Origin of the sequence: Maricaulis virginensis (assembly GCF_027922185.1) — a bacterium.
GTDB lineage: Bacteria > Pseudomonadota > Alphaproteobacteria > Caulobacterales > Maricaulaceae > Maricaulis > Maricaulis virginensis.
In genome coordinates, this window is sequence record NZ_BSFE01000004.1 from 20,702 (window position 1) to 41,619 (window position 20,918).

At 64.7% G+C, this 20,918-nt stretch carries 24 protein-coding genes; 20 read left to right on the plus strand and 4 right to left on the minus strand.

Features of this window, described 5'->3' with window-relative positions; genetic code table 11:
* Positions 1-180: 180 nt before the first annotated feature.
* The 6 genes from PKE71_RS08475 to PKE71_RS08500 all read left to right on the plus strand — a co-directional run bounded on the left by PKE71_RS08475 (position 181) and on the right by PKE71_RS08500 (position 4,849).
* A complete protein-coding gene (locus tag PKE71_RS08475) occupies positions 181-414 on the plus strand; it encodes a hypothetical protein (protein ID WP_271186531.1) in 234 nt (77 codons plus the stop codon).
* 79 nt (positions 415-493) lie between these two features.
* Positions 494-1,558 carry an enoyl-CoA hydratase/isomerase family protein gene (locus PKE71_RS08480; RefSeq protein ID WP_271186532.1) on the plus strand — a complete coding sequence of 355 codons (1,065 nt, stop codon included), beginning with the start codon at positions 494-496 and terminating at the stop codon, positions 1,556-1,558.
* 38 nt (positions 1,559-1,596) lie between these two features.
* A complete protein-coding gene (gene mmsB / locus PKE71_RS08485) occupies positions 1,597-2,487 on the plus strand; it encodes a 3-hydroxyisobutyrate dehydrogenase (protein ID WP_271186533.1) in 891 nt (296 codons plus the stop codon).
* 161 nt (positions 2,488-2,648) lie between these two features.
* Entirely contained in the window at positions 2,649-3,140 is a 492-nt protein-coding gene (locus tag PKE71_RS08490) for a MarR family winged helix-turn-helix transcriptional regulator (protein ID WP_271186534.1), read from the plus strand.
* A gap of 224 nt (positions 3,141-3,364) precedes the next feature.
* Entirely contained in the window at positions 3,365-4,591 is a 1,227-nt protein-coding gene (hemA, locus tag PKE71_RS08495; RefSeq protein WP_271186535.1) for a 5-aminolevulinate synthase, read from the plus strand.
* A 30-nt stretch (positions 4,592-4,621) separates the two neighbouring features.
* Positions 4,622-4,849 (plus strand): DUF6898 family protein, encoded by a 228-nt coding sequence (locus tag PKE71_RS08500; RefSeq protein ID WP_271186536.1) that lies wholly within the window; start codon positions 4,622-4,624, stop codon positions 4,847-4,849.
* Positions 4,850-4,864: 15 nt separating this feature from the next.
* Here the strand turns inward: PKE71_RS08500 and PKE71_RS08505 are convergent, their stop codons facing one another.
* Positions 4,865-5,287, minus strand: a complete 423-nt coding sequence (locus tag PKE71_RS08505) for a MucR family transcriptional regulator (protein WP_271186537.1) — start codon at positions 5,285-5,287, stop codon at positions 4,865-4,867.
* Between the two features lie 264 nt (positions 5,288-5,551).
* Between PKE71_RS08505 and glyA the strand changes: the two genes are divergently transcribed.
* The 11 genes from glyA to PKE71_RS08560 all read left to right on the plus strand — a co-directional run bounded on the left by glyA (position 5,552) and on the right by PKE71_RS08560 (position 15,295).
* On the plus strand, positions 5,552-6,859 hold the full coding sequence (gene glyA / locus PKE71_RS08510) for a serine hydroxymethyltransferase (RefSeq protein ID WP_271186538.1): 1,308 nt from the start codon (positions 5,552-5,554) through the stop codon (positions 6,857-6,859).
* Positions 6,860-6,868: 9 nt separating this feature from the next.
* Positions 6,869-7,354, plus strand: a complete 486-nt coding sequence (gene nrdR / locus PKE71_RS08515) for a transcriptional regulator NrdR (RefSeq protein ID WP_271186539.1) — start codon at positions 6,869-6,871, stop codon at positions 7,352-7,354.
* Positions 7,351-7,926, plus strand: a complete 576-nt coding sequence (locus tag PKE71_RS08520) for a RibD family protein (protein ID WP_271186540.1) — start codon at positions 7,351-7,353, stop codon at positions 7,924-7,926. Before nrdR ends, PKE71_RS08520 begins: the two co-directional genes overlap by 4 nt.
* Positions 7,926-8,537, plus strand: coding sequence for a riboflavin synthase (locus PKE71_RS08525; RefSeq protein WP_271186541.1), 612 nt, complete (start codon positions 7,926-7,928; stop codon positions 8,535-8,537). Before PKE71_RS08520 ends, PKE71_RS08525 begins: the two co-directional genes overlap by 1 nt.
* The gene (gene ribB, locus PKE71_RS08530; RefSeq protein WP_271186542.1) at positions 8,534-9,655 is read left to right on the plus strand and encodes a 3,4-dihydroxy-2-butanone-4-phosphate synthase; all 1,122 of its coding nucleotides are present in this window, start codon (positions 8,534-8,536) and stop codon (positions 9,653-9,655) included. The genes PKE71_RS08525 and ribB overlap by 4 nt, the downstream gene beginning before the upstream one ends.
* Before the next feature lie 3 nt (positions 9,656-9,658).
* A complete protein-coding gene (gene ribH, locus PKE71_RS08535; RefSeq protein ID WP_271186543.1) occupies positions 9,659-10,090 on the plus strand; it encodes a 6,7-dimethyl-8-ribityllumazine synthase in 432 nt (143 codons plus the stop codon).
* Positions 10,087-10,575: a transcription antitermination factor NusB gene (nusB, locus tag PKE71_RS08540; protein ID WP_271186544.1), complete on the plus strand. Its 489-nt coding sequence runs from the start codon at positions 10,087-10,089 to the stop codon at positions 10,573-10,575. The genes ribH and nusB overlap by 4 nt, the downstream gene beginning before the upstream one ends.
* A 2-nt stretch (positions 10,576-10,577) precedes the next feature.
* Positions 10,578-11,540 carry a thiamine-phosphate kinase gene (gene thiL / locus PKE71_RS08545; RefSeq protein WP_271186545.1) on the plus strand — a complete coding sequence of 321 codons (963 nt, stop codon included), beginning with the start codon at positions 10,578-10,580 and terminating at the stop codon, positions 11,538-11,540.
* 39 nt (positions 11,541-11,579) lie between these two features.
* Complete coding sequence (locus PKE71_RS08550) at positions 11,580-12,116, plus strand: hypothetical protein (protein ID WP_271186546.1); 537 nt, start codon at positions 11,580-11,582, stop codon at positions 12,114-12,116.
* Positions 12,117-12,317: 201 nt separating this feature from the next.
* Positions 12,318-14,411 carry a sodium-translocating pyrophosphatase gene (locus tag PKE71_RS08555; RefSeq protein WP_373878804.1) on the plus strand — a complete coding sequence of 698 codons (2,094 nt, stop codon included), beginning with the start codon at positions 12,318-12,320 and terminating at the stop codon, positions 14,409-14,411.
* 119 nt (positions 14,412-14,530) lie between these two features.
* A complete protein-coding gene (locus tag PKE71_RS08560; RefSeq protein ID WP_271186548.1) occupies positions 14,531-15,295 on the plus strand; it encodes a glutaredoxin in 765 nt (254 codons plus the stop codon).
* Here PKE71_RS08560 and PKE71_RS08565 read toward each other — a convergent pair.
* Positions 15,292-15,966: a 2OG-Fe(II) oxygenase gene (locus PKE71_RS08565; protein ID WP_271186549.1), complete on the minus strand. Its 675-nt coding sequence runs from the start codon at positions 15,964-15,966 to the stop codon at positions 15,292-15,294. The genes PKE71_RS08560 and PKE71_RS08565 overlap by 4 nt on opposite strands.
* A gap of 55 nt (positions 15,967-16,021) precedes the next feature.
* The gene (locus PKE71_RS08570; protein WP_271186550.1) at positions 16,022-16,432 is read right to left on the minus strand and encodes an ACT domain-containing protein; all 411 of its coding nucleotides are present in this window, start codon (positions 16,430-16,432) and stop codon (positions 16,022-16,024) included.
* A gap of 74 nt (positions 16,433-16,506) precedes the next feature.
* Between PKE71_RS08570 and PKE71_RS08575 the strand changes: the two genes are divergently transcribed.
* The 3 genes from PKE71_RS08575 to PKE71_RS08585 all read left to right on the plus strand — a co-directional run bounded on the left by PKE71_RS08575 (position 16,507) and on the right by PKE71_RS08585 (position 19,102).
* Positions 16,507-16,878 (plus strand): cupin domain-containing protein, encoded by a 372-nt coding sequence (locus PKE71_RS08575; RefSeq protein WP_271186551.1) that lies wholly within the window; start codon positions 16,507-16,509, stop codon positions 16,876-16,878.
* A 101-nt stretch (positions 16,879-16,979) separates the two neighbouring features.
* Positions 16,980-18,380 carry a dihydrolipoyl dehydrogenase gene (gene lpdA, locus PKE71_RS08580; RefSeq protein WP_271186552.1) on the plus strand — a complete coding sequence of 467 codons (1,401 nt, stop codon included), beginning with the start codon at positions 16,980-16,982 and terminating at the stop codon, positions 18,378-18,380.
* Between the two features lie 62 nt (positions 18,381-18,442).
* The gene (locus PKE71_RS08585) at positions 18,443-19,102 is read left to right on the plus strand and encodes a hypothetical protein (RefSeq protein ID WP_271186553.1); all 660 of its coding nucleotides are present in this window, start codon (positions 18,443-18,445) and stop codon (positions 19,100-19,102) included.
* A gap of 4 nt (positions 19,103-19,106) precedes the next feature.
* Here PKE71_RS08585 and PKE71_RS08590 read toward each other — a convergent pair whose 3' ends face one another.
* Positions 19,107-20,777 (minus strand): AMP-binding protein, encoded by a 1,671-nt coding sequence (locus PKE71_RS08590; protein WP_271186554.1) that lies wholly within the window; start codon positions 20,775-20,777, stop codon positions 19,107-19,109.
* Positions 20,778-20,918: the final 141 nt, after the last annotated feature.

A 20,918-nucleotide genomic window follows, 5' to 3' on the forward strand; every position in this document is an offset into this window, starting at 1 on the left:
CTGTCGAACCGGGCCTTCGAGACCAGCGAGGCCGCGTTCCAGGCGGCCTGCGACGAGCTGAATACCGTTCTCGCGCCGGAGCAGCCGCTGCCGGCCATCATCCTGGATGCGCGCAGCGAGTTCGGTTCGGACGCGCCGCTCGCCTTCGACAGCGACGGCAACGCCAATGTGATGCTGAAAGTGGCGTCCGGGGACGGCGGTTTCATCGTCTTCTCGCGCACCATCGGAGCCCCGCAGAAGGGGCTGGATGCCGGCGACCTGGTGTGCTGGGTGCCGCTGCAGCATGACGAGGCGCTGGCCGGGGAATCCAACGATCCGCGCTTTGGCTGGGTCGGCCTGGTGTTCGCGGCCCTGGAGCCGGAATGGAAGGATGGCGACTGGGTGATGCGCGAATTCTACGGCGATACCGAATAGGCCGCAGACGCGGTCTTGGATGCCGGCGGCGTCCGGCCTAAACAGCGCATCAGTGAGTAAGACAAAGAGGCCTGCGCCCATGACCGACGAACCGGAAATCATCGCCCGCAAGACCGGCCAGGTGGGCCGTATCACGCTGAACCGTCCCAAGGCGCTCAACGCGCTGACCCATGGCATGTGCCTTGCCATGATCGAGGCGCTGGAGGCCTGGAAGGACGATGACGCGGTCAAGGCGGTCGTGGTCGACGGGGCCGGCGAGAAGGGCTTCTGCGCCGGCGGCGACATTCTCCAGCTGCACAATTCGGGCAAGGCCGGTGATGACCGGGCCTGGCTGTTCTGGCGCGACGAATACAGGCTCAACACGCTGATCCATCACTATCCCAAACCCTATGTCGCCCTGATCGACGGCATCACCATGGGGGGCGGTGTCGGCGTGTCGGTGCACGGCTCGCACCGGGTGGCCGGCGATCGCACGGTGTTCGCCATGCCGGAAACCGGGATCGGCTTTCACCCGGATGTCGGCGGCGCCTATTTCCTGCCGCGCCTGGCCGGCGAGATCGGCACCTGGATGGGGCTGACGGGGGCACGCCTGAAGGCGCCGGACTGCATCGCGGCGGGCCTGGCAACGCATTACTGCCCCTCCGGCCAGACCGAAGCGCTGATCGCGGCGCTGGAGGCGGCGGACCTGTCCGACGAGGACGCGCTGGAGGTTCTGCTGGAGGAATTCTCCGGCGATCCCGGCGACAGCGAGCTGGCGCATACGCGTGGCCTGATTGACGCCGCCTTTGCCGGCGACCGGGTCGAGGACATCGTGGCGCGGATCGAGGGCGCGGGCGACAGCTGGTCGGCCAAGCAGGCCCAGATCATCGCCAGCAAGTCGCCGACGGCGCTGAAACTGACCCTGGCCTGCCTGCGCAGGGGCGGGGATCTCAGCTTCGAGGATGTGATGCGCCAGGATCTGCGCGTGTCCAGCTGGTGCCTGACAGGCACGGATTTCTACGAAGGCGTGCGCGCCGTGATCATCGACAAGGATCACGCGCCGAAATGGTCGCCGGCGACGGTGGCCGAGGTCGACGATGCGGCGATCGAGGCCGCCTTTGCGCCGCTCGACAGCGACCATGAAATGACATTCCTCGGCGAATAGCGCCGGTCCAGCGAGACAATTCCACGGGAGAAGCAGTGATGGCGAAGATTGCCTTTATCGGTCTTGGAAACATGGGATCGGGCATGGCGGCCAATCTGGTGAAGGCCGGACATGAAGTGCTGGCCTTCGATCTCAGCGCCGATGCCGTCGCGCACGCCGTGAACAGTGGCGCCAGCGCCGCTGCGTCGGCTGGCGATGCGGTCGCGGCGGCGGAAGCCGTGGTGACGATGCTGCCGGCGGGCAAGCATGTGCGCGCGGTCTATGAGGGCGAGATTTTCGGCGCTGCGGCGCCCGGTACGCTGTTCATGGACTGCTCGACCATCGACGTTGCCAGTGCGCGGCATGTCGGCGGGCTGGCGGTGGAGAAGGGCTTCCGCTTTGTCGACGCGCCGGTTTCCGGCGGTGTGGCGGCGGCCCAGGGCGGCACGCTGACCTTCATGGTCGGCGGATCGGAAGCCGATTTCGCGGCCGCCGAGGTCTTCCTTGATGCGATGGGCAAGGCGGTGCTGCGGGCCGGCGATCTGGGCGCCGGGCAGGCGGCCAAGATCTGCAACAACATGCTGCTCGCCATCACCATGATCGGCACGTGCGAGGCCTTTGCGCTGGCCGACAAGCTGGGTCTGGATGCGCAGAAATTCTTCGACATCTCGTCCAGGGCGTCCGGCCAGTCCTGGTCGATGACCAGCTATTGCCCGGTGCCGGGGCCGATCCCGACCACGCCGGCAAACAATGGCTACAAGCCGGGTTTTGCCACGGCGATGATGCTGAAGGATCTCAAGCTTGCCCAGGATGCCGCCCAGACCGCCGGTGCGGCGACGCCGCTGGGTGCCCAGGCTGAAGCGCTCTACGCCATGTTCGACAATCTCGGTGGCGGCGCGTCGGACTTCTCCGGCATCTACAAGCTGCTCGACGGCAGCTGGGGCGATTAGCCGGCGGACCCAGATTCTGAGGGTTTTCAAGGCCTGCCAACGCGTCCGGCAGCGGGCAGCGCGCCGCCGTCCGCAACGGATTGCGTCCCGTTAAGGGGATTTTTGCCCTTTGCCGCTAGGCTCCGCTCACAAGATCGAAAAAGATCGGGTGGAGTGGTCAAATGGTCATGGCAGAAAACATGGCGCCGGATGCGGCGCCGAACATGGAATATCTCGAGCTTCTTCAACTCGTGGAGCGCCTGCACCGGCAGCTCCTGGATGTGGTGAAGGATGAGCTCGATCGCGAGGGGCTGGACGATCTGAACTCGGTCCAGGCGCTGCTGCTCTTCAATATCGGTGACCAGGAACTGACCGCTGGCGAACTGCGTACGCGCGGTCACTATCTCGGCTCCAACGTCTCCTACAATCTCAAGAAGCTCGTCGATGCCGGTTATATCCGCCACGAGCGCTCGGAAGTCGACCGCCGTTCGGTCCGCGTCAGCCTGACCGAAACAGGTCATGCCGTCCGCGCCCGGCTGAACACGCTCTTCGCCCGCCAGGGCACGGCGCTGTCGCCGGTCGGCGGCGTTGAGGTGGACCAGTTGCCGGCGGTGAATACGGCGCTGACCCGTATTGAACGCTTCTGGGCCGATCACATCCGGTTCCGCATGTAGGCAGTGACTGTCTCTGACCAGGATCGAGGCGCGGTTTCCCCGGAAACCGCGCCTTTTCTTTGCGCCTAAGTGTCGGTTATGATGCAGCTATAACAGGGCTGTGCGGCGCCTGTTGTGAAATATTGCTGAGGTGCGGCGCTCTGTCCTGTCGCGGTCGGGAAACAATCCCTCTAAAACCCGGTCCGAGGCCTGTTTTGGCTGCAGAATCAAGAAAGGCTCCGCCCATGAACTATCAGAACGCCTTCGCGGACGCGGTCCGCCGGGTCAAGGCTGAAGGCCGCTACCGGGTGTTTGCCGATCTTCTGCGCCGCAAGGGCGAATTCCCCGTTGCACGCTGGCGTTCGCCGGACGGCAATGTGCGCGATGTGACGGTGTGGTGCTCGAACGATTATCTCGGCATGGGCCAGGTGCCCTGCGTCGTCGAGTCGATGAAGAAGGCGATCGACGATGTCGGTTCCGGCGCCGGCGGTACCCGCAATATCTCCGGCACGACCCATTATCATGTCGAACTGGAGCGTTCGCTGGCCGACCTGCACCGCAAGGACGGCGCGCTGCTCTTCACCTCGGGCTACATTGCCAATGAGGCGACGCTGTCGACCCTGGGCAAGATCCTGCCGGGGCTGATCATGTTCTCCGACGAACTGAACCATGCCTCGATGATCGAAGGTGTGAAGGGCGCGCGCTGCGAGAAGCGGATCTGGCGCCACAATGACGTCGCGCACCTGGAAGAATTGCTGGCTGCGGCACCGGCCGATGCGCCGAAGGTCATCGCCTTCGAGTCGGTCTATTCGATGGATGGCGATATCGGCCCGATCGAGGCGGTCTGCGACCTGGCCGAGAAATACAATGCGCTGACCTATCTCGATGAAGTTCATGCGGTGGGGCTGTACGGCCTGCGTGGCGCCGGCATTGCCGAGCGTGACGGTCTGATGCACCGCGTCGACATCATCGAGGGTACGCTGGGCAAGGCCTTTGGCGTGATGGGCGGGTACATCGCCGCCGACGGGGCGATCTGCGATGCGATCCGCTCGATGGCGCCGGGCTTTATCTTCACGACGGCGCTGCCGCCGGCCCTGGCCGCGGGCGCCCGGGCCAGCGTGGAGTATCTCAAATCCGCGCATCACCTGCGCGAACAGCACCAGGAGCGCGCCGCCACGCTGAAGGCCCGCCTCAACGGCGCCGGTTTCCCGGTGCTGGAAAGCTCCGTCACGCACATCGTGCCGGTGCATGTCGGCGATCCGGTGCTGTGCAAGCGCATTTCCGACATGCTGCTCGACGATCACGGCATCTACGTTCAGCCGATCAACTATCCCACCGTGCCGCGCGGCACGGAGCGGCTGCGCCTGACCCCGACGCCCTTGCACACGGACGCAATGTTCGACACGCTGATCGAGGCGCTGGACGATGTCTGGCAGCGCGCGTCGGAACAGACCGGGGTGGCCCGCGCCTGACAATCCGGCGGCGGTCATTCTGGAGCGGCGATGTCCGGTCGTGAGATCTACATTGAGGTGATGGCGATCGGGCAGGCACTCCGGGTCGCTGCGATCGACGCCGAGACGGGCGAGGAGCTGGTTTTCCAGGTTCCCCGCAACACGCCGCGCCAGGAGATCGACGCGCTTGCCCGGGCGAAGGTCGAGTGGAAACTCTCACGCAATGCAGACAATGAAAAACGGCCGGACACAGGGTCCGGCCGTGGTATTCGTGTGTGATATCCGAACGGAAGATCAGCCGTCCTTCTTGCCGCGTCCCAGGCCGATATCCTTGGCAAACTGCGAGCGCTTGCGCGAATAGGCCGGCGCGACCATCGGATAATCCGACGGCAGGTTCCATTTGCGGCGATAGTCGTCCGGCGACATGTTGTATTGCGAGCGCAGATAGCGCTTCAGCATTTTCAGCTTCTTGCCGTCTTCCAGACAGACGATGTAATCGTCGCTCACCGACTTCGATACGGCTACGGCCGGCTTCGTTTTCGGCTCCTGCTTCACCGTCGTTTCCGACACGTCCTTCATGGTCGCATGTACCGACTTGATCAGATCGGGAACATGCTCGGCCGGCATGGAATTGTGGGACAGATAGGAGGCGACGACGTCCGTCGTCATGCGCAGGAGTTCTTCCTTGTCGATTTCGGGGAAATTGTCATCTGCCATGATCAAACCTTCAAACGTTCGGGGGCGGCAGGGCCGGAATAGTGGCCCGATTCAAATTATCGATGGATGTTGGATATTATGTGGCAATGTGAAGTTCAAGCTCAAGCGGCAAATAACATTTGTGCCGGAGCAGTTGGTTGCAGCAGTTTCAAATAATCTCAAATTGAGACGATGGCGGAAAATCTGCGCTGCAGGGCGGAAAACCCGGCTTGTGTCGCACGGGAGCGGGCCTTATCACACGGGGCAGCCGAGTAAGGAGTCGTCATGCCGGACAATCAGGCCGAAACGGGCGCCAACACCCCGTTCTTTTCCCGCTCCATCGTCGAATCCGACCGTGAAGTGGCCCATGCGATCCACGCCGAGATTCAGCGCCAGCAACAGCAGATCGAGCTGATCGCCTCCGAGAACATCGTCTCGCGCGCTGTCCTGGAAGCACAGGGTTCGCCGCTGACAAACAAGTATGCCGAGGGCTATCCCGGCCGCCGCTATTATGGCGGTTGCGAGCATGTCGATGTGGTCGAGACCCTGGCCATCGAGCGCGCCAAGGCGCTGTTCGGTGCGGCCTATGTCAACGTCCAGCCGAATTCCGGCAGCCAGGCGAACCAGGGTGTCTTCCTGGCGCTGCTCAAGCCGGGCGACAGGATCCTGGGCATGTCGCTGGATGCCGGTGGTCACCTGACCCATGGCGCGCGTCCCAACCTGTCGGGCAAATGGTTCGAGGCCCACGCTTATGGCGTGCGCGAGGAGGATGCCCGGATCGATTACGACGCGCTGCGCAAGCAGGCCAACGAGGTCAAGCCGCAGCTGATCGTGGCCGGCGGCTCGGCCTATCCGCGCGAGATTGATTTCGCGGAATTCCGCAGCATTGCCGACGAGGTCGGTGCTTACCTGCTTGTCGACATGGCGCACTTTGCCGGCCTGGTGGCCGGGGGCAGCTATCCCAACCCGCTGCCGTATGCTCATGTCGTCACCACGACCACGCACAAGACGCTGCGCGGTCCGCGCGGCGGCATGATCCTGTCGAACGACGAGGAGCTGGGCAAGAAGATCAATTCGGCGATCTTCCCGGGCCTGCAGGGCGGTCCGCTGATGCATGTCATCGCCGGCAAGGCCGTGGCCTTCGGCGAGGCGCTGCAGCCGGACTTCAAGGACTATGCGAGCCAGGTCATCGTCAATTGCCGGGCCATGGCCCAGGCGATCATCGATGGTGGCTATGCCATCGTCTCCGGCGGTACGGACAGCCATCTCGCGCTGGTCGACCTGCGTCCCAAGGGCTTGAAGGGCAATGCGGCCGAGCAGGCGCTCGAGCGGGCCTATATCACCTGCAACAAGAATGGCGTGCCCTTCGATCCGGAAAAGCCGACCGTCACATCCGGCCTGCGTGTCGGCTCGCCGGCCGGCACCACGCGCGGCTTCGGCGAGGCCGAGTTCACCCAGATCGGCCAGATGATGGTCCGGGTGCTCGACGCGCTGGTCGACAACCCGGACGGCAATGCCGAAATCGAGGCCGCTGTGCGCGACGAGGTCAAAGCACTGACCGCACGCTTCCCCATCTACCCGGAACTGGCCTAAACTGACCGGATGCGTTGTCCTTTTTGCGGTCATCCCGATACCCAGGTTAAGGATTCCCGTCCTGCAGAGGACGGGAATGCCATCCGTCGCCGTCGCCAGTGTCCGTCCTGCGCGGCCCGTTTCACCACGTTCGAGCGCGTGCAGCTGCGCGAGCTGACCGTGCTCAAGAAGTCGGGCCGGCGCGTGCCGTTCGACCGCGAGAAGCTGAACCGGTCGATCCAGCTGGCGATGCAGAAGCGGAATATCGAACCGGACCGTATCGACCAGATGATCTCGGGCATTGTCCGGCGGCTGGAGTCGACCGGCGAGACCGATGTCACGTCCGACCGGGTCGGCGAGCTGGTGATGGAAGGCCTCAAAGGGCTCGATGCGGTGGCCTATGTCCGCTATGCCTCGGTCTACAAGGACTTCCACAAGGTCGAGGATTTCCGCGAATTCATCACCGACGAGCATCTGACCGCCAGCAAGGGCGTGTCGGCTGACGACGACGAATGACCGGCGCGGCGCGTCCGCGTGTCACCCTGAAACTGGCAACCTCGCTGGACGGGCGGATTGCCCTGGCCAATGGCGCGTCGCAATGGATCACGGGCCCCGAGAGCCGGGCCGAGGTGCATCGCATGCGCGCGGCGCACGAGGCGATCCTGACCGGTATCGGCACCGTTCTCGCCGACAATCCGCGTCTCACGGCGCGGCCGGAAGGCGGCTGCGACCGCCAGCCCGATGTCGTGATCATGGACAGCCGGGACCGCACCCCCAGCGATGCGGCCGTGTTCGCGGAGGCGGGCCGTTCGGTGACGCTGGTCCCGCATCGCGACCTGGCGCGGGCGGTTGCCCGGTACAATACGGTGATGATCGAGGCTGGCGCACAGATCGCCGCCGCGGCCATCGCGGCCGATCTGGTCGACCGGATCGAATGGTTTCGCGCGCCCGTGATGCTGGGCGGTGACGGCCTGCCGGTCGTCGCAGCCCTCGGCCTTGAGACGCTGGAGGCGGCCCCCATCTTCAAGCGCACCGGTATCCGCGAACGCGGTGCCGACCTGCAGGAAAGCTACGAACGGATCCGCTGATGTTCACCGGTATCGTCACGGCCAGGGGCCGTATCCGAAACATAACCGGCAATGAGGTGCGCCGCTTCGATATCGAGGCGCCCTGGAAGCCGGACACGATCGATATGGGGGCCTCCATCGCCCATGCCGGCGTATGTCTGACCGTGGTCGACAAGGGCGAATGGGGCGAGGGCGGCTGGTATACGGTCGAGGTCTCGCCGGAGACCCTGCGTCTGACGACGTTGAGCGCCTGGAGTGAGGGCGGAACGGTCAATCTCGAGCGCGCACTGAAAATGGGTGACGAGCTGGGCGGACATCTCGTGACGGGGCATGTGGACGGTGTCGGCAGGATCGTCGAGCGGCGCGAGGAGGGCGAGTGGCTGGTCTTCACCGTCGAGCCGCCGGAAAACCTCAACAAATTCATTGCGAAAAAGGGATCGATCACGGTCGACGGCGTGTCCCTGACGGTGAATGAAGTCACCCGCACCACCTTCGATCTGATGATTATTCCGCACACCGCCGAGGTCACGACGCTGGGCGGGCTGCAAAAAGACGCGCGCGTCAATCTTGAGGTCGACACGATGGCGCGCTACGCCGCGCGCCTGAACGAGTTTTCGGAGACCCCCGCGTGAGCGAGAGCGATATTCCCCTGTCCCCGATCGAGGACATCATCGAGGACGCCCGCAATGGCCGGATGTTCATCCTGGTCGATGCGGAGGACCGCGAGAACGAGGGCGACCTCGTCATCCCCGCCAAGTTCGCGACGCCGGACGCGATCAACTTCATGGCCAAGCATGGCCGTGGCCTGATCTGCCTGGCAATGGATCAGGAGCGGATCGCGCATCTCGGGCTCAAGCTGATGGCGTCGGACAATCGCTCGCGCCACCAGACGGCCTTCACGACCTCCATCGAGGCGCGCGAGGGTGTCACCACCGGCATTTCCGCCCATGACCGTGCCCGCACCATCGAGGTCGCGACCGACCCGTCCAAGGGCGCGGACGATATCGCGACACCGGGACATGTCTTCCCGCTGGTGGCGCGCGATGGCGGGGTTCTGGTCCGCGCCGGCCACACCGAAGCCTCCGTCGATGTTGCCCGGCTGGCGGGCGCCGGTTCGGCCGGCGTGATCTGCGAGATCATGAATGAAGACGGCACGATGGCGCGGCTGTCCGACCTCGTCGCCTTTGCCCAGCTGCACGGGCTGAAGATCGGCACGATTGCCGACCTGATCGCCTATCGCCGCCGCAATGACCGCTTCATCGAGCGGCGTCTGGAGACCGGTTTCACCAGCCGGCATGGCGGTCCGCTGAAACTGATCGTCTTCCGCAACACGATCGATGGCGCCGAGCATGTCGCGCTGGTCAAGGGCGAGCCGTCGCACGCCCAGCCGACCACGGTGCGCATGCACAAGGTGTCCTTCGTGGATGACGTGCTGCACGAGGAAGGTCCGCGCGGCGAACTGGTCGAGGCCGGTATCCGTGCGATCGCGACTGCCGAGGGCCCGTCGGTGATGGTCTTTATCCGCGAGACTTCCCACACCGCGATCATGGAGCGCCTGGGCGCCAAGCCCGTGAAGGCGGACGATGAGCGCGAGGCCCAGCGCCTGCGCGAGTATGGTGTCGGTGCCCAGATCCTGCTGGACCTGGGCGTGAAAGAAATGATCCTGCTCTCCACCAAGCCGCACACGATTGTCGGCCTGGAGGGTTACGGGCTGAGCGTGCGCGAAGAGCGCCATTTTCCGGAGGACTAGCGCATGAGCGCCCCCAAACTCCTGATTGTCGCGGGGACCTTCTACCGCGATATTGCCGATGCGCTGATCAAGGGCGCAAAAGGGGCCGCCGAGGTGGCCGGCGCCACGGCCGAACTGGTCGAGGTTCCCGGTGCGCTGGAAATCCCGGGCGCTATCGTCCAGGCCGAGATCGCCGAGGCGGATTTTGACGGCTATGTCGCCCTGGGCTGTGTCATTCGCGGTGAGACGACGCACTATGATTATGTCTGCACCGAAAGCGCGCGCGGCCTGATGGAGCTGAATCTCAACGGTGTGATCGCCGGAAATGGTATCCTGACCGTCGAGAACCGTGCCCAGGCCCTCAAGCGGGCCGTCGACAAGAACAAGGGTGCGGATGCAGCGAATGCAGCCCTGGCGCTGATTGCGCTGCGCGACCGCTTCGGGAGTGCGAAATGAGCGCACCGCAAAAATCCAGGGAAACGCCGTCCGAGGCCCGTGCGCGTCTGCGCCGTGCGGCCCGTCTGGCCGCCGTTCAGGCGCTGTACCAGATGGAAATCGGCGGACGGGGTGCCAGCACGGTCATCCGCGAGTTCCGCGACCACCGTTTCGGTGCAGCCGGCGAGGGCGAGGAATTCGTCGAGGCCGATGAGGACTTCTTCGACTCGCTCGTATCCGGCGTCGTGGAGCGCCAGGCCGTGGTCGATCCGGCGATCGACGGCCTGCTCGCTGATGGCTGGCGCATGGAACGGCTGGACGCCACGGTGCGCGCCATCCTGCGCGTCGCCGGCTATGAGCTCTTCCAGCGCAAGGATGTCCCGGCGCGTGTGGTGATCGACGAGTATGTCGATGTCGCCAATGCCTTTTTCGAGGGTTCCGAACCGAAATTCGTCAATGCAGCGCTCGACCGCTGTGCCCGCCAGGCGCGTCCGGACGAATTCTGATCATGGTGTCCGGCGGCGAGTTCGATTTCATCCGGACACGCTTGGGACCGCTGACCCGGAACCATGCGGCCGCTCTCGGCCTGCGCGACGACGCGGCCGTGCTTGATGTGCCTGCGGGGCAGCAGCTGGTGCTGGCCTGCGACACGCTGGTCGCGGGCGTACATTTCAGGGTGGATGACGGCGCCGCAGTCGCGGCGGCACGCGCCATGCGCTCCAACGTGTCGGATCTTGCTGCGATGGGCGCTCAGCCGTTGGGTTATCTCAGTGCGCTGAGCTGGCCGCGCGGGATCGATCCGCGCTGGCGGGATGAATTCGTGGCGGCGCTGGCGGACGAGCAGGACCGGTTCGGCCTGGTGCTTCTGGGCGGTGACACAACGTCCACACCCGGCCCCATGACAGTGACATTGACGCTCCTTGGATGCGTCACAGATGGGACATCGCTGCTACGTTCCGGTGCCATTGCGGGCGATGATGTCTGGGTGACGGGCACGATCGGCGATGCCGTGCTGGGACTGGCGTCGCTCGAGGGGGAAACCGGCGCTCCGGCGGAGCTGGTGTCGCGCTATACCCACCCGACGCCGCGCCTGGCGGCCGGTCTGGCCCTCAGGGGAATCGCGACCTCCGCGATCGATATTTCCGACGGTCTCCTGGCCGATGCGGCCCATATCGCAGAAACGAGCGGGCTGGCGCTCGAGATATCCGCAGATCGGGTGCCGCTGTCGGTGCCGGCGCGGGCCTGGCTCGATGCGGGCGAAGAGGGCGGTCTGGGCCGCTTGCTGAGCGGCGGCGACGATTACGAACTCCTCTTCACCGCACCGGCCTCGCGGCGGGCAGAGATAGAGTCCCTGTCGCTCGATGCACCGGTGACGCGGATCGGCCGCGCGGTGGCAGGCGAGGGCGTGACCTGTCTGGGACCGGACGGACAACCCGTGAAGATTGACCGGGCCGGATTTACGCATTTTTGAGGCGTCTCTGGCAGGGTGACGGCGACTGGAGCTGATCCCATGCGTCTTCTGCTTGCCGCGATCCTGACCCTTGCCCTGCAATCCGGGGCCTTCGCCCTCGGGGGCGGAGGCGGCGGTGGTGGTGGCGGCAATGGCGGTCACGGATCGTCCGGCGGCGGTAATGGCAATCGCTTTCTCCTGGTCTTCAACCGCACGGTCGAGGACGAGGAAGATCATGGCGACAGCTATGCCGGCGAGGAAGACGAGGTGGACGACGATCCGCGCGCCTTCAACCTGCCGGCCCTCGTGGCACCCCTGTCGCGCGACGGACGCCTGACGGGCTTTGCCTATGTCCATGTGCGGGTGCGTGCGGCGGACGGCCAGAATGTCTGGTCGATGCAGGAGAATGCGCACTACGCGCTGGATGCGCTCGTGCGGGCCGCCTACCGCATCCCGGTCAGCCGGGCGGACGGCCAGCAACTCGATATTGCCCGGGCCGAAGAGGTCTGGTCCGAGGTGCTGCGCGAACAGTATGGCGCCAATGCGATCGACCACATCGAGATTCGCAGCTCCGACACGCGCCTGCTGATGCGCTAGAACTTCTTCGCAACTGCGGTAAGTATTGGATTTCGAAATCCAAAGTTCGCATGTTGCGCCGCCCTCATGACTTGGGCATAGTCCCCTTAACAATAACAAGAAGAAGCGGGGGACATGCAGGCGGATCGCGTGGTTCTCACGCGTATGCTTCCCCCTATCCTTTCGTGACCAGAGAGAAGTCATAAAACGGGGCTGGAAGCCATGAACATGCTTTTATTGGCCATTGGGGCCGCTGTCCTTGCCATCATCTACGGCGTCGTCCAGACGCAGCGTCTGATGGCGGCGAGCGCAGGGACCGAGAAGATGCAGGAGATCGCATCGGCCATCCAGGAAGGCGCGAACGCGTATCTCAAGCGCCAATATACCACCATCGCCATTGTCGGCATCGTCGTCTGTATCCTGATCGCGGTCTTTCTGGGCTGGCAGGTCGCCCTGGGCTTCGCCATCGGCGCGGTCCTGTCCGGCGCGGCCGGCTTTATCGGCATGCTGGTCTCGGTGCGGGCGAATGTGCGCACCACGCAGGCTGCCAGCACGAGCCTTGCAGCAGGCCTGGCGGTAGCCTTCCGCTCCGGCGCGGTCACGGGGATGCTTGTGGCAGGCCTGGCCCTCCTGGGGGTCGCCGGCTATTACTGGGTGCTGACCGGCCCGATGGGACTGGTCCTCGGTGAGGGGGCCTCCGGCCGTATCATCATCGACTCCCTGGTGGCGCTCGGCTTCGGCGCTTCGCTGATCTCGATCTTTGCCCGTCTGGGCGGCGGCATCTTCACCAAGGGTGCGGATGTCGGCGGCGACATGGTCGGCAAGATCGAAGCCGGGATCCCGGAAGACGATCCGCGCAACGCCGCGACGATCGCCGACAATGTCGGCGACAATGTCGGCGACTGTGCCGGCATGGCGGCCGACCTGTTCGAAACCTATGCGGTGACCGTGGTCGCCACCATGGTGCTCGCGGCGATCTTCTTCACCGGCGGCCTGGCCTCGCAGATGGTGCTCTACCCGCTGGCGATTGCCGCTGTGTGCATCGTCACCTCGATCATCGGCACCTTCTTCGTCAGCCTGGGCAAGGGCACCAATGTGATGGGCGCGCTCTACAAGGGCCTCATCGTGGCGGGCATCCTGTCCATCGGCGGTTTGTGGCTGGTCACGAACTTCACGATCGGCATGGGCGAAATTGCCGAAGTGAACGGCAAGATGATCACGGGCATGAACCTGTTCATCTCCGGCCTCATCGGCCTTGTCGTGACGGCGGCCATCATCTGGGTGACCGAATACTATACCGGCACCGGCTACCGGCCCGTGAAATCCGTCGCCTTGGCGTCGGAATCCGGTCACGGCACCAATGTGATCCAGGGGCTGGCCGTATCGCTGGAGTCCACCGCCCTGCCGGCGCTGATCATCATCGGCGGCATTCTGGGCACCTACACCCTGGCCGGCCTGTTCGGGATCGCCATCTCGGTGACGACCATGCTGGCCCTGGCCGGTCTGATCGTTGCGCTCGATGCTTTCGGCCCGGTCACCGACAACGCCGGCGGTATTGCGGAAATGGCGGGTCTGGACGACTCGGTGCGGGAAACCACCGACACGCTGGATGCGGTCGGCAACACCACGAAAGCCGTCACCAAGGGCTATGCCATCGGCTCTGCCGGCCTGGGCGCACTGGTGCTCTTTGCCGCCTACACGACCGATGTCGAACACCTCCTGGGGATCGAGCCGGACTTCTCGCTCGAGAACCCCTATGTGATCGTCGGCCTCCTGTTCGGCGGACTTTTGCCCTACCTCTTCGGCGGCATGTCGATGATGGCTGTGGGCCGGGCTGCGACCGCGGTCGTTGCCGAGGTGCGCCGCCAGTTCAAGGAGATCCCGGGCATCATGGAGTTCAAGGCCAAGCCGGATTACGGCAGGGCGGTGGACATCCTGACCAAGGCGGCGATCCGCGAGATGATCGTGCCGTCGCTCCTGCCGGTGCTCTCGCCGATCGTGCTCTATTTCGCCATCAACCTGATTGCCGGCCAGGCCCAGGCCCTGGCAGCCGTCGGTGCGATGCTGCTCGGCGTGATCGTCAACGGCCTCTTCGTCGCGGTCTCGATGACCGTCGGCGGCGGCGCCTGGGACAATGCCAAGAAGTATATCGAGGACGGCCATCATGGCGGCAAGGGTTCGGAAGCCCACAAGGCCTCCGTGACCGGCGATACGGTGGGCGATCCCTACAAGGACACGGCCGGTCCGGCTGTGAACCCGATGATCAAGATCACCAATATCGTGGCACTCCTCCTGCTGGCCTTCCTGGCAAGCTAGGGCAGGGCGCACCTGAGAAACTGGAAAGCCCCGGCCAAGCTGGCCGGGGCTTTTTTGTGCTTTGGAACGCTGCGCCGGGCCTTGCGTTGCATCCTCTGGAAGCAGACAGCGAGGCTGCAATGATTGCGACCGATACGCCGGCCGCCGCAAAGACCGCCCGTCTCTACCGCATGGTGATGCCGGACCATGTGTGCCCCTACGGCCTGAAGTCGAAGGCGCTGCTGGAGCGCAACGGGTACACGGTCGAAGACCATCACCTCTCAACGCGCGAGGAGACCGACGCCTTCAAGACCGCGCATGATGTCGAGACCACGCCCCAGACCTTTATCGGGGATGAGCGGATCGGTGGCTATGACGCGCTTCGCGCTTTCTTCGGCCATCCCCTGAAGGGGACGGGGCAGACCAGCTACCAGTCTGTCATTGCGCTTTTCGTCATGGCCGCGTTGATGGGAGGCGCGGTCAGCTGGCTGACCCTGGGCAGGCTGGATCCCGGGCTCTGGCTGACATCCGCCATCCCGGTCGCCATGTGCCTTCTGGCCGTGCAGAAGCTGCGCGATGTCGAGAGCTTCTCGACCATGTTCCTCAATTACGACCTGCTGGCGCGCCGCTGGGTGCCCTATGGCTATCTCTATCCTTTCGGCGAGGCGCTGGCGGGCGTGCTGATGCTGGCCGGGGCGCTGACCGTGATCGCCGCGCCGGTGGCGATCCTCATCGGCGGCATCGGGGCGGTATCGGTGTTCAAGGCCGTCTATATCGACAGGCGCGAGCTGAAATGCGCCTGCATGGGCGGCGGCAGCGATGTGCCGCTGGGTTTCGTCTCGCTGAGCGAAAACCTGATGATGCTGGGCATGGGCCTGTGGATGCTGGTCCGGCTGGCAGGTTAGGCGATCGGCAGTGCCCGGGTCTGCAGTGCCGGTGCGAGGCCGCGATCATTGCAGCGATGCCAGCCGGCGATGGAGAAGCGCTCGCGCCGGGCCGGGATCACCTCGTGCGGGATATCCTCGGACAGGAAAACGGCCAGCGTGCCGAATTCCGGCCGCACCTCGTCCAGCACCTGGTCGCTGTCGGGCGCATAGATGCGCAGATGTCCGCCATCGGCGGCGTCCCAGTCGCGATTGAGGTAGAGCACCGAGGAGAGGACCCGGTTGCGGGCGCCGCGGAAACTGTCCAGGTGGCGCTTGTAGAAGCCGCCGGGTTCGTAGACCGCGTAGTGGGCCTCGAAGGCGAACAGGCCCAGCATGAGGCGGTAGTTCACCTCGCGGCGCAGCGCTTCGGCAAAGGCGAAATAGGCGGTCTGGGCCGGGCTTGAACCATCGAGCCATCTGGTCTTGTCGCGCCGGACCTGGCGGACAAGCTCGTGATCCTCACCGCGGCCGATACCGGCAGCGGTCATTTCGCAGTCCTGCCAGAGGGTCTCGGCTTCCTGCGCCAGTGCGCCCAGCATGTCCGCATCGGCGAGGCGGCACACCGACCAGCCCTGTCCGGCGAGATCGTCGCACAGCGTGTCGGCGTTGAAGGCGGGCAGGCCGGTCAGGCCCAGGGCAGGAAGGCTCAATGCCGTGTCACCTGTCGAGGAAGATGCGCGCTGATAGGGCCGGCGGGCCGGGCGGTCAATCGAAATCGGAGCCGGCCGAGAGCCGTTCGAGAACGGCCAAGGCGTCTTCGGCGCGGTCGACGGGGACGAAGAGATGGTCATGGAAATAGCCCGCCACCGGATTGCAGCCGATTCCGGCTCCGGCCAGTGCCTGCGCGATGGCTGCCATGAAGCCGACGGCCTCGAGTGCTGAATGGATCTGCAGGGTGATGCGGCGGCAGGGAAAGACGGTTTCCAGGCCGGCATCGGTGGCCGCAGCGGCGTCGACAATGAGCGTCACACCCTCATCCTCGACATAGCGCATCAGGGGCGAGAGGCCGGCCGGTTCCGGCATGCCGGGCGGCAGGGTGGCAAAGGCCCACACGCCCGGGTGCAGGCGGGCAGACAGGCCTTTGAGCAGGGTTTCAAGATCGGTCTCGCCGTGCATCGCGGACTCCTGTGTTCAGTGCAGAACATGGTATGGCTGATACATCATCGCCATATAGGCGGTTGGAGGATGCCATGTCTGTTGAAGTCATCTCGTTGGCGGAAAAACACAGCCAGTTCAAGGACGCCTGGGCGCCGCGCCGGGTGGCCAAGCTGGACAATTACGAGATCAAGCTGGCGAAGGCCGAAGGGGCGTTCGACTGGCATGCACATCTGGAAGAGGACGAGTTCTTTCTCGTCACGCGCGGCATCCTGAAGATCGAGATCGAGAGCGCCGATCCGGTCATTCTGGGACCGGGCGAGATGTGTGTGATCCCCAAGGGCGTGCGGCACCGGCCGGTCGCACAGACCGAGAAAGTTCACATGATGCTGATCGAACGCGCCGGTGTGGTGAATACCGGCGACAATCCGGACAGCGATCTGACCCAGATGATCACGGATCTCTAGGTGATCTGCCCGGCTCTCCCATTGATCGCAAAGTGAGCAGCCGGTATATCGCGACTCCCGGTCCGGGGTTTATTTCGCATGCAAACAAATGAGGTCTCCGCATGAGCTCCAACGCATTCGACGTGATCGTGATCGGCGGCGGACCTGGCGGCTATGTCGCCGCGATCCGGGCTTCCCAGCTGGGTTTCAGGACGGCGGTTGTCGAGCGCGCGCATCTGGGCGGGATCTGTCTCAACTGGGGCTGTATCCCCACCAAGGCGCTGCTGCGGACCTCGGAAGTCTATCACCTGATGCAGCATGCCAGGGATTTCGGCCTGTCGGCCGAGAAGATCGGCTATGACGTCAAGGCGATCGTCAAGCGCTCGCGCGATGTCGCGGGCCGCCTCTCCGGCGGTGTCGGCATGTTGATGAAGAAGCACAAGATCCAGGTGATCGAAGGCGAAGCGAAACTGGCCAAGGGCGGCGAGGCCCCCAAGGTCGTCGTCGGCAAGGACAGCTATACCGCCAAGCACGTCATCCTGGCGACGGGCGCCCGGGCGCGCACTGTGCCGCAAGCCGGTCTCGAGCCCGATGGCGACAAGATCTGGACCTATCGCGAGGCCATGGTGCCCGAGAGCATGCCGAAGTCCGTCCTGGTCATCGGTTCCGGCGCGATCGGTATCGAGTTTGCCAGCTTCTACAACACGATGGGCGCCGATGTGACGGTCGTCGAAATGATGGATCGCGTGCTGCCGGTCGAGGACGAGGAGATCTCCGCCTTCGCCGCCAAGAGCTTCAGGAAGCAGGGCATGACGCTGATGACCGGCGCCCAGGTCGAAAAGCTCGACACGTCGGGCAAGACGGCGAAGGTCAGCGTGAAGACGTCGAAGGGCAAGACCGAGACGATCGAGGTCGAAAAGGTCATCCTGGCCATCGGCATTGTCGGCAATGTCGAGAATCTCGGCCTGGAAGAGCTCGGCGTGAAGATCGAGAAGGGCCATGTCGTCAATGACGGTTTCGGCCGCACGAATGTGAAGGGGCTTTATGCCATCGGCGATGTTGCCGGACCGCCCTGGCTGGCGCACAAGGCCTCGCACGAAGGCGTGGTCTGCGTGGAGAAGATCGCCGGCCTGGACGTGCACGCCTTCGAGACCGGCAATATCCCGGGCTGCACCTATTGCCATCCGCAGATCGCTTCTGTCGGCCTGACCGAAGCGAAGGCGAAGGAGGCGGGGCACGAAGTGAAGGTCGGCCGTTTCCCCTTCGTGGGCAATGGCAAGGCGATTGCCCTGGGCGACGATCAGGGCCTGGTGAAGACCGTGTTCGACGCGAAGACCGGCGAGCTGCTGGGCGCCCACATGGTCGGCGCCGAGGTCACCGAGCTGATCCAGGGCTATGCCGTGGCGCGTCAGCTGGAGACCACCGAGGCCGAGCTGATGCACACGGTCTTCCCGCACCCGACCCTGTCGGAAATGATGCATGAAAGCGTGCTGGATGCGTACGGGCGGGCGCTGCACATCTGATCCGCATCCAAAACGCGTGTGCCGGGCATCATGGGATCGAAAACCGATTTCGTGAGGATGCCATGCTGAAGTCTTTCCTGTTCTGCGCCGCGGCTGCGACAGCTCTGTCGGCCTGTACCTATGATGTCCGCGGCAGGGGGGAGGATCGCTCGGTCGATGCCGCCGGCCTGGTGGCCTCGCGCAATGTCGACGTGCCCGGCGATGCCGAATTCTCCGGCATGTTCGTCGGTGCCGATGGCCGCGTCGGCCGGGATCTGGAACTGTCCGGTGCGACGGTGCGCTCGAACATGATCGTCGGGCGCGATCTGGAAGCCTCCGGCGGGCGGGTACGGTTCACCGGCGAAGTCGGCGGGGATGCGGAAATCTCGGCCGGCACGGCCGACATCGATGCGCGCATTGCCGGCAATACCGAAATCGCGGCCGGCCGGGTCACGCTGGACGGTCATCTGCACGGATCGCTGGAGATGGATGGCGGGCACATGGTGCTGCGCGCCGATGTCGACGGGCCGGTGACCGTGCGCGGCCATGGCCGCGACGATGGCGATGGCCGGGTCGAGATTTTCGGGCGTCTGGGGCAGGGCGGCCTGATCTGCGCCGCGGAAGTCGAGCTGCGCTCCGGTGCCCGGCTGGAAGGCGGTTTCCTGGTGATCTCCCATACGCGACCGGACGGCGAAGGCTTCGAGTGGGAAGCCCTCGGCCGCCGCGATTGCGAGGATCTCTGACCGGCTATTCTGCGGGTTCGGTGGCTGCCGGCTTCAGCTCGTCGGCCATCAACGCCTCCACCGTCTTCTGGACGGTGCCGTAATCGGTCTTGCCGGTGCCCAGCACCGGGATCGATTCGACGTGGATGATCTTGCGCGGGATCGCCAGTTCGGAGATGCCGTGATTGCGGGCGAAGGCCACGAGGTCGGCCCGGTCGGCCTTGGCATCGTCGGTGAGCAGGATGACCTGTTCGCCCTTGCGCTTGTCCGGAATGGCGGCAGCGGCGTGCATGCTGTCCGGCCAGAGCGAGGTGGCGCAGTTCTCCACCACGGCGAGGGAGACCATCTCCCCGCCCAGCTTGGCAAAGCGCTTCACCCGGCCGCGGATGCGGATGAAACCGTCCTCGTCGATCGAGACGATATCGCCGGTATCGTGCCAGCCGCCCTCGGGCGCCTCCAGCTGCAGCGGGGCGGAGGGGCGGATATAGCCCTTCATGATATTGGGGCCGCGAATATGCAGCTGACCGCCATCATCGATCCCCTCGACCGGCACCAGACGCGCCTCGCAGCCCGGCAGCAGCTGGCCGACCGTGCCCGGGCGGTTGTTTTCCGGCTGGTTGACCGACAGGACAGGCGCGGCCTCGGTGAGGCCATAGCCCTCGACGATCTCGACATTGAAGCGCCGGCGCAGGGCCGAGCGTGTCTCGTCCTTCACCCGTTCCGCACCGCACACCGCAAAGCGCAGCGATGACAGATCGTCCGGATCGGCGGCGCGGGCATACTGGTTCATGAAGGTGTCGGTGGCGAACAGGATGGTCGCCTTCGTCTCGGCGATCCGCTTGACGATGGTCTTGGCCTGCAGCGGCGTGGGGTGGCAGATCGCCGGCACGCCGAGGCCGAGCGGCACCAGCACGCCGCCGGTCAGTCCGAAACAGTGGAAGGTCGGCAGCGGATTGAACACCAGATCGGTCGGGTAGATCTTGATGTGATCGCGCACCTGCTCGACATTCGCCAGCAGGTTGGCATGGCTCAGCACGACGCCTTTGGGGTCGCCCTCCGTACCCGAAGTGAAGAGGTAGACGGCCGGGCTGTCCGGATCGGGATGCGCCCGCACCAGGGACGGCATCACCATCCCGACGGCAGCGGCAAGCTTGTCGCCCAGCGACAGGTTCTCGCGCACATCCTCCAGATAGATCAGCTCGTGATCCTTCTTCAGCTCGGCCTCGAGATCCTGCAGCTCGCCCAACTCGATGAAGCGGTGCGCAGTGACGATGCGCTTCGCCTTGCAGGCCTGGCAGGCCGCCTTCAGCGCGCGTTCGCCGGCGGTGAAGTTGAGCATGGCCGGGACGCGGCCATAGGCCGAGATCGCGAAGAAGGAGATGATGGCACCTGCACCGGTGGGCAGGAGCACACCGACGGCCTCGCCCTTTTCGGTGCCCGCCTTGAGGGCATGGCCCAGAGCGAAGGAGGCTTTCACCAGATCGTTGTAGGTCAGCTCGCGGCCGTCGGCATCGACGGCGGCGAGCTTCTTGCCGCCATAACGGTTTCTCGATTCGATCAGCGACTTGAAGACCGGCTTGCGGATTCGCGCCGGATCGAGATAGGCGCCTTTGTAGACCTGTCCGGTGTAGACCTGCCCGGTTGCGCCCTGCGCACCGGTTTCCGGGGCGAGCCCGGCGGCCGGAGTGTCAGCCATGTAATCCTCCCGTGTACGCCCATACGTGCAGGCGCCGTGTATTGGAGATGATTTTAGCTGCGCTTGACGCGTAGGGAAGGGGCGGGCTGCGTGCGGGCGTCCTTTCAGCGGGCGGCATCTCGTAATTCAAAAAATATTTAT

Coding starts and splice junctions, on each gene's coding strand:
- PKE71_RS08480 (WP_271186532.1), top strand. CDS start 494: ATGACCGACGAACCGGAAATCATCGCCCGCAAGACCGGCCAGGTGGGC.
- mmsB (WP_271186533.1), top strand. CDS start 1,597: ATGGCGAAGATTGCCTTTATCGGTCTTGGAAACATGGGATCGGGCATG.
- PKE71_RS08490 (WP_271186534.1), top strand. CDS start 2,649: ATGGTCATGGCAGAAAACATGGCGCCGGATGCGGCGCCGAACATGGAA.
- hemA (WP_271186535.1), top strand. CDS start 3,365: ATGAACTATCAGAACGCCTTCGCGGACGCGGTCCGCCGGGTCAAGGCT.
- PKE71_RS08500 (WP_271186536.1), top strand. CDS start 4,622: ATGTCCGGTCGTGAGATCTACATTGAGGTGATGGCGATCGGGCAGGCA.
- PKE71_RS08505 (WP_271186537.1), bottom strand. CDS start 5,287: ATGGCAGATGACAATTTCCCCGAAATCGACAAGGAAGAACTCCTGCGC.
- glyA (WP_271186538.1), top strand. CDS start 5,552: ATGCCGGACAATCAGGCCGAAACGGGCGCCAACACCCCGTTCTTTTCC.
- nrdR (WP_271186539.1), top strand. CDS start 6,869: ATGCGTTGTCCTTTTTGCGGTCATCCCGATACCCAGGTTAAGGATTCC.
- PKE71_RS08520 (WP_271186540.1), top strand. CDS start 7,351: ATGACCGGCGCGGCGCGTCCGCGTGTCACCCTGAAACTGGCAACCTCG.
- PKE71_RS08525 (WP_271186541.1), top strand. CDS start 7,926: ATGTTCACCGGTATCGTCACGGCCAGGGGCCGTATCCGAAACATAACC.
- ribH (WP_271186543.1), top strand. CDS start 9,659: ATGAGCGCCCCCAAACTCCTGATTGTCGCGGGGACCTTCTACCGCGAT.
- nusB (WP_271186544.1), top strand. CDS start 10,087: ATGAGCGCACCGCAAAAATCCAGGGAAACGCCGTCCGAGGCCCGTGCG.
- thiL (WP_271186545.1), top strand. CDS start 10,578: ATGGTGTCCGGCGGCGAGTTCGATTTCATCCGGACACGCTTGGGACCG.
- PKE71_RS08550 (WP_271186546.1), top strand. CDS start 11,580: ATGCGTCTTCTGCTTGCCGCGATCCTGACCCTTGCCCTGCAATCCGGG.
- PKE71_RS08555 (WP_373878804.1), top strand. CDS start 12,318: ATGAACATGCTTTTATTGGCCATTGGGGCCGCTGTCCTTGCCATCATC.
- PKE71_RS08560 (WP_271186548.1), top strand. CDS start 14,531: ATGATTGCGACCGATACGCCGGCCGCCGCAAAGACCGCCCGTCTCTAC.
- PKE71_RS08570 (WP_271186550.1), bottom strand. CDS start 16,432: ATGCACGGCGAGACCGATCTTGAAACCCTGCTCAAAGGCCTGTCTGCC.
- PKE71_RS08575 (WP_271186551.1), top strand. CDS start 16,507: ATGTCTGTTGAAGTCATCTCGTTGGCGGAAAAACACAGCCAGTTCAAG.
- lpdA (WP_271186552.1), top strand. CDS start 16,980: ATGAGCTCCAACGCATTCGACGTGATCGTGATCGGCGGCGGACCTGGC.
- PKE71_RS08585 (WP_271186553.1), top strand. CDS start 18,443: ATGCTGAAGTCTTTCCTGTTCTGCGCCGCGGCTGCGACAGCTCTGTCG.
- PKE71_RS08590 (WP_271186554.1), bottom strand. CDS start 20,777: ATGGCTGACACTCCGGCCGCCGGGCTCGCCCCGGAAACCGGTGCGCAG.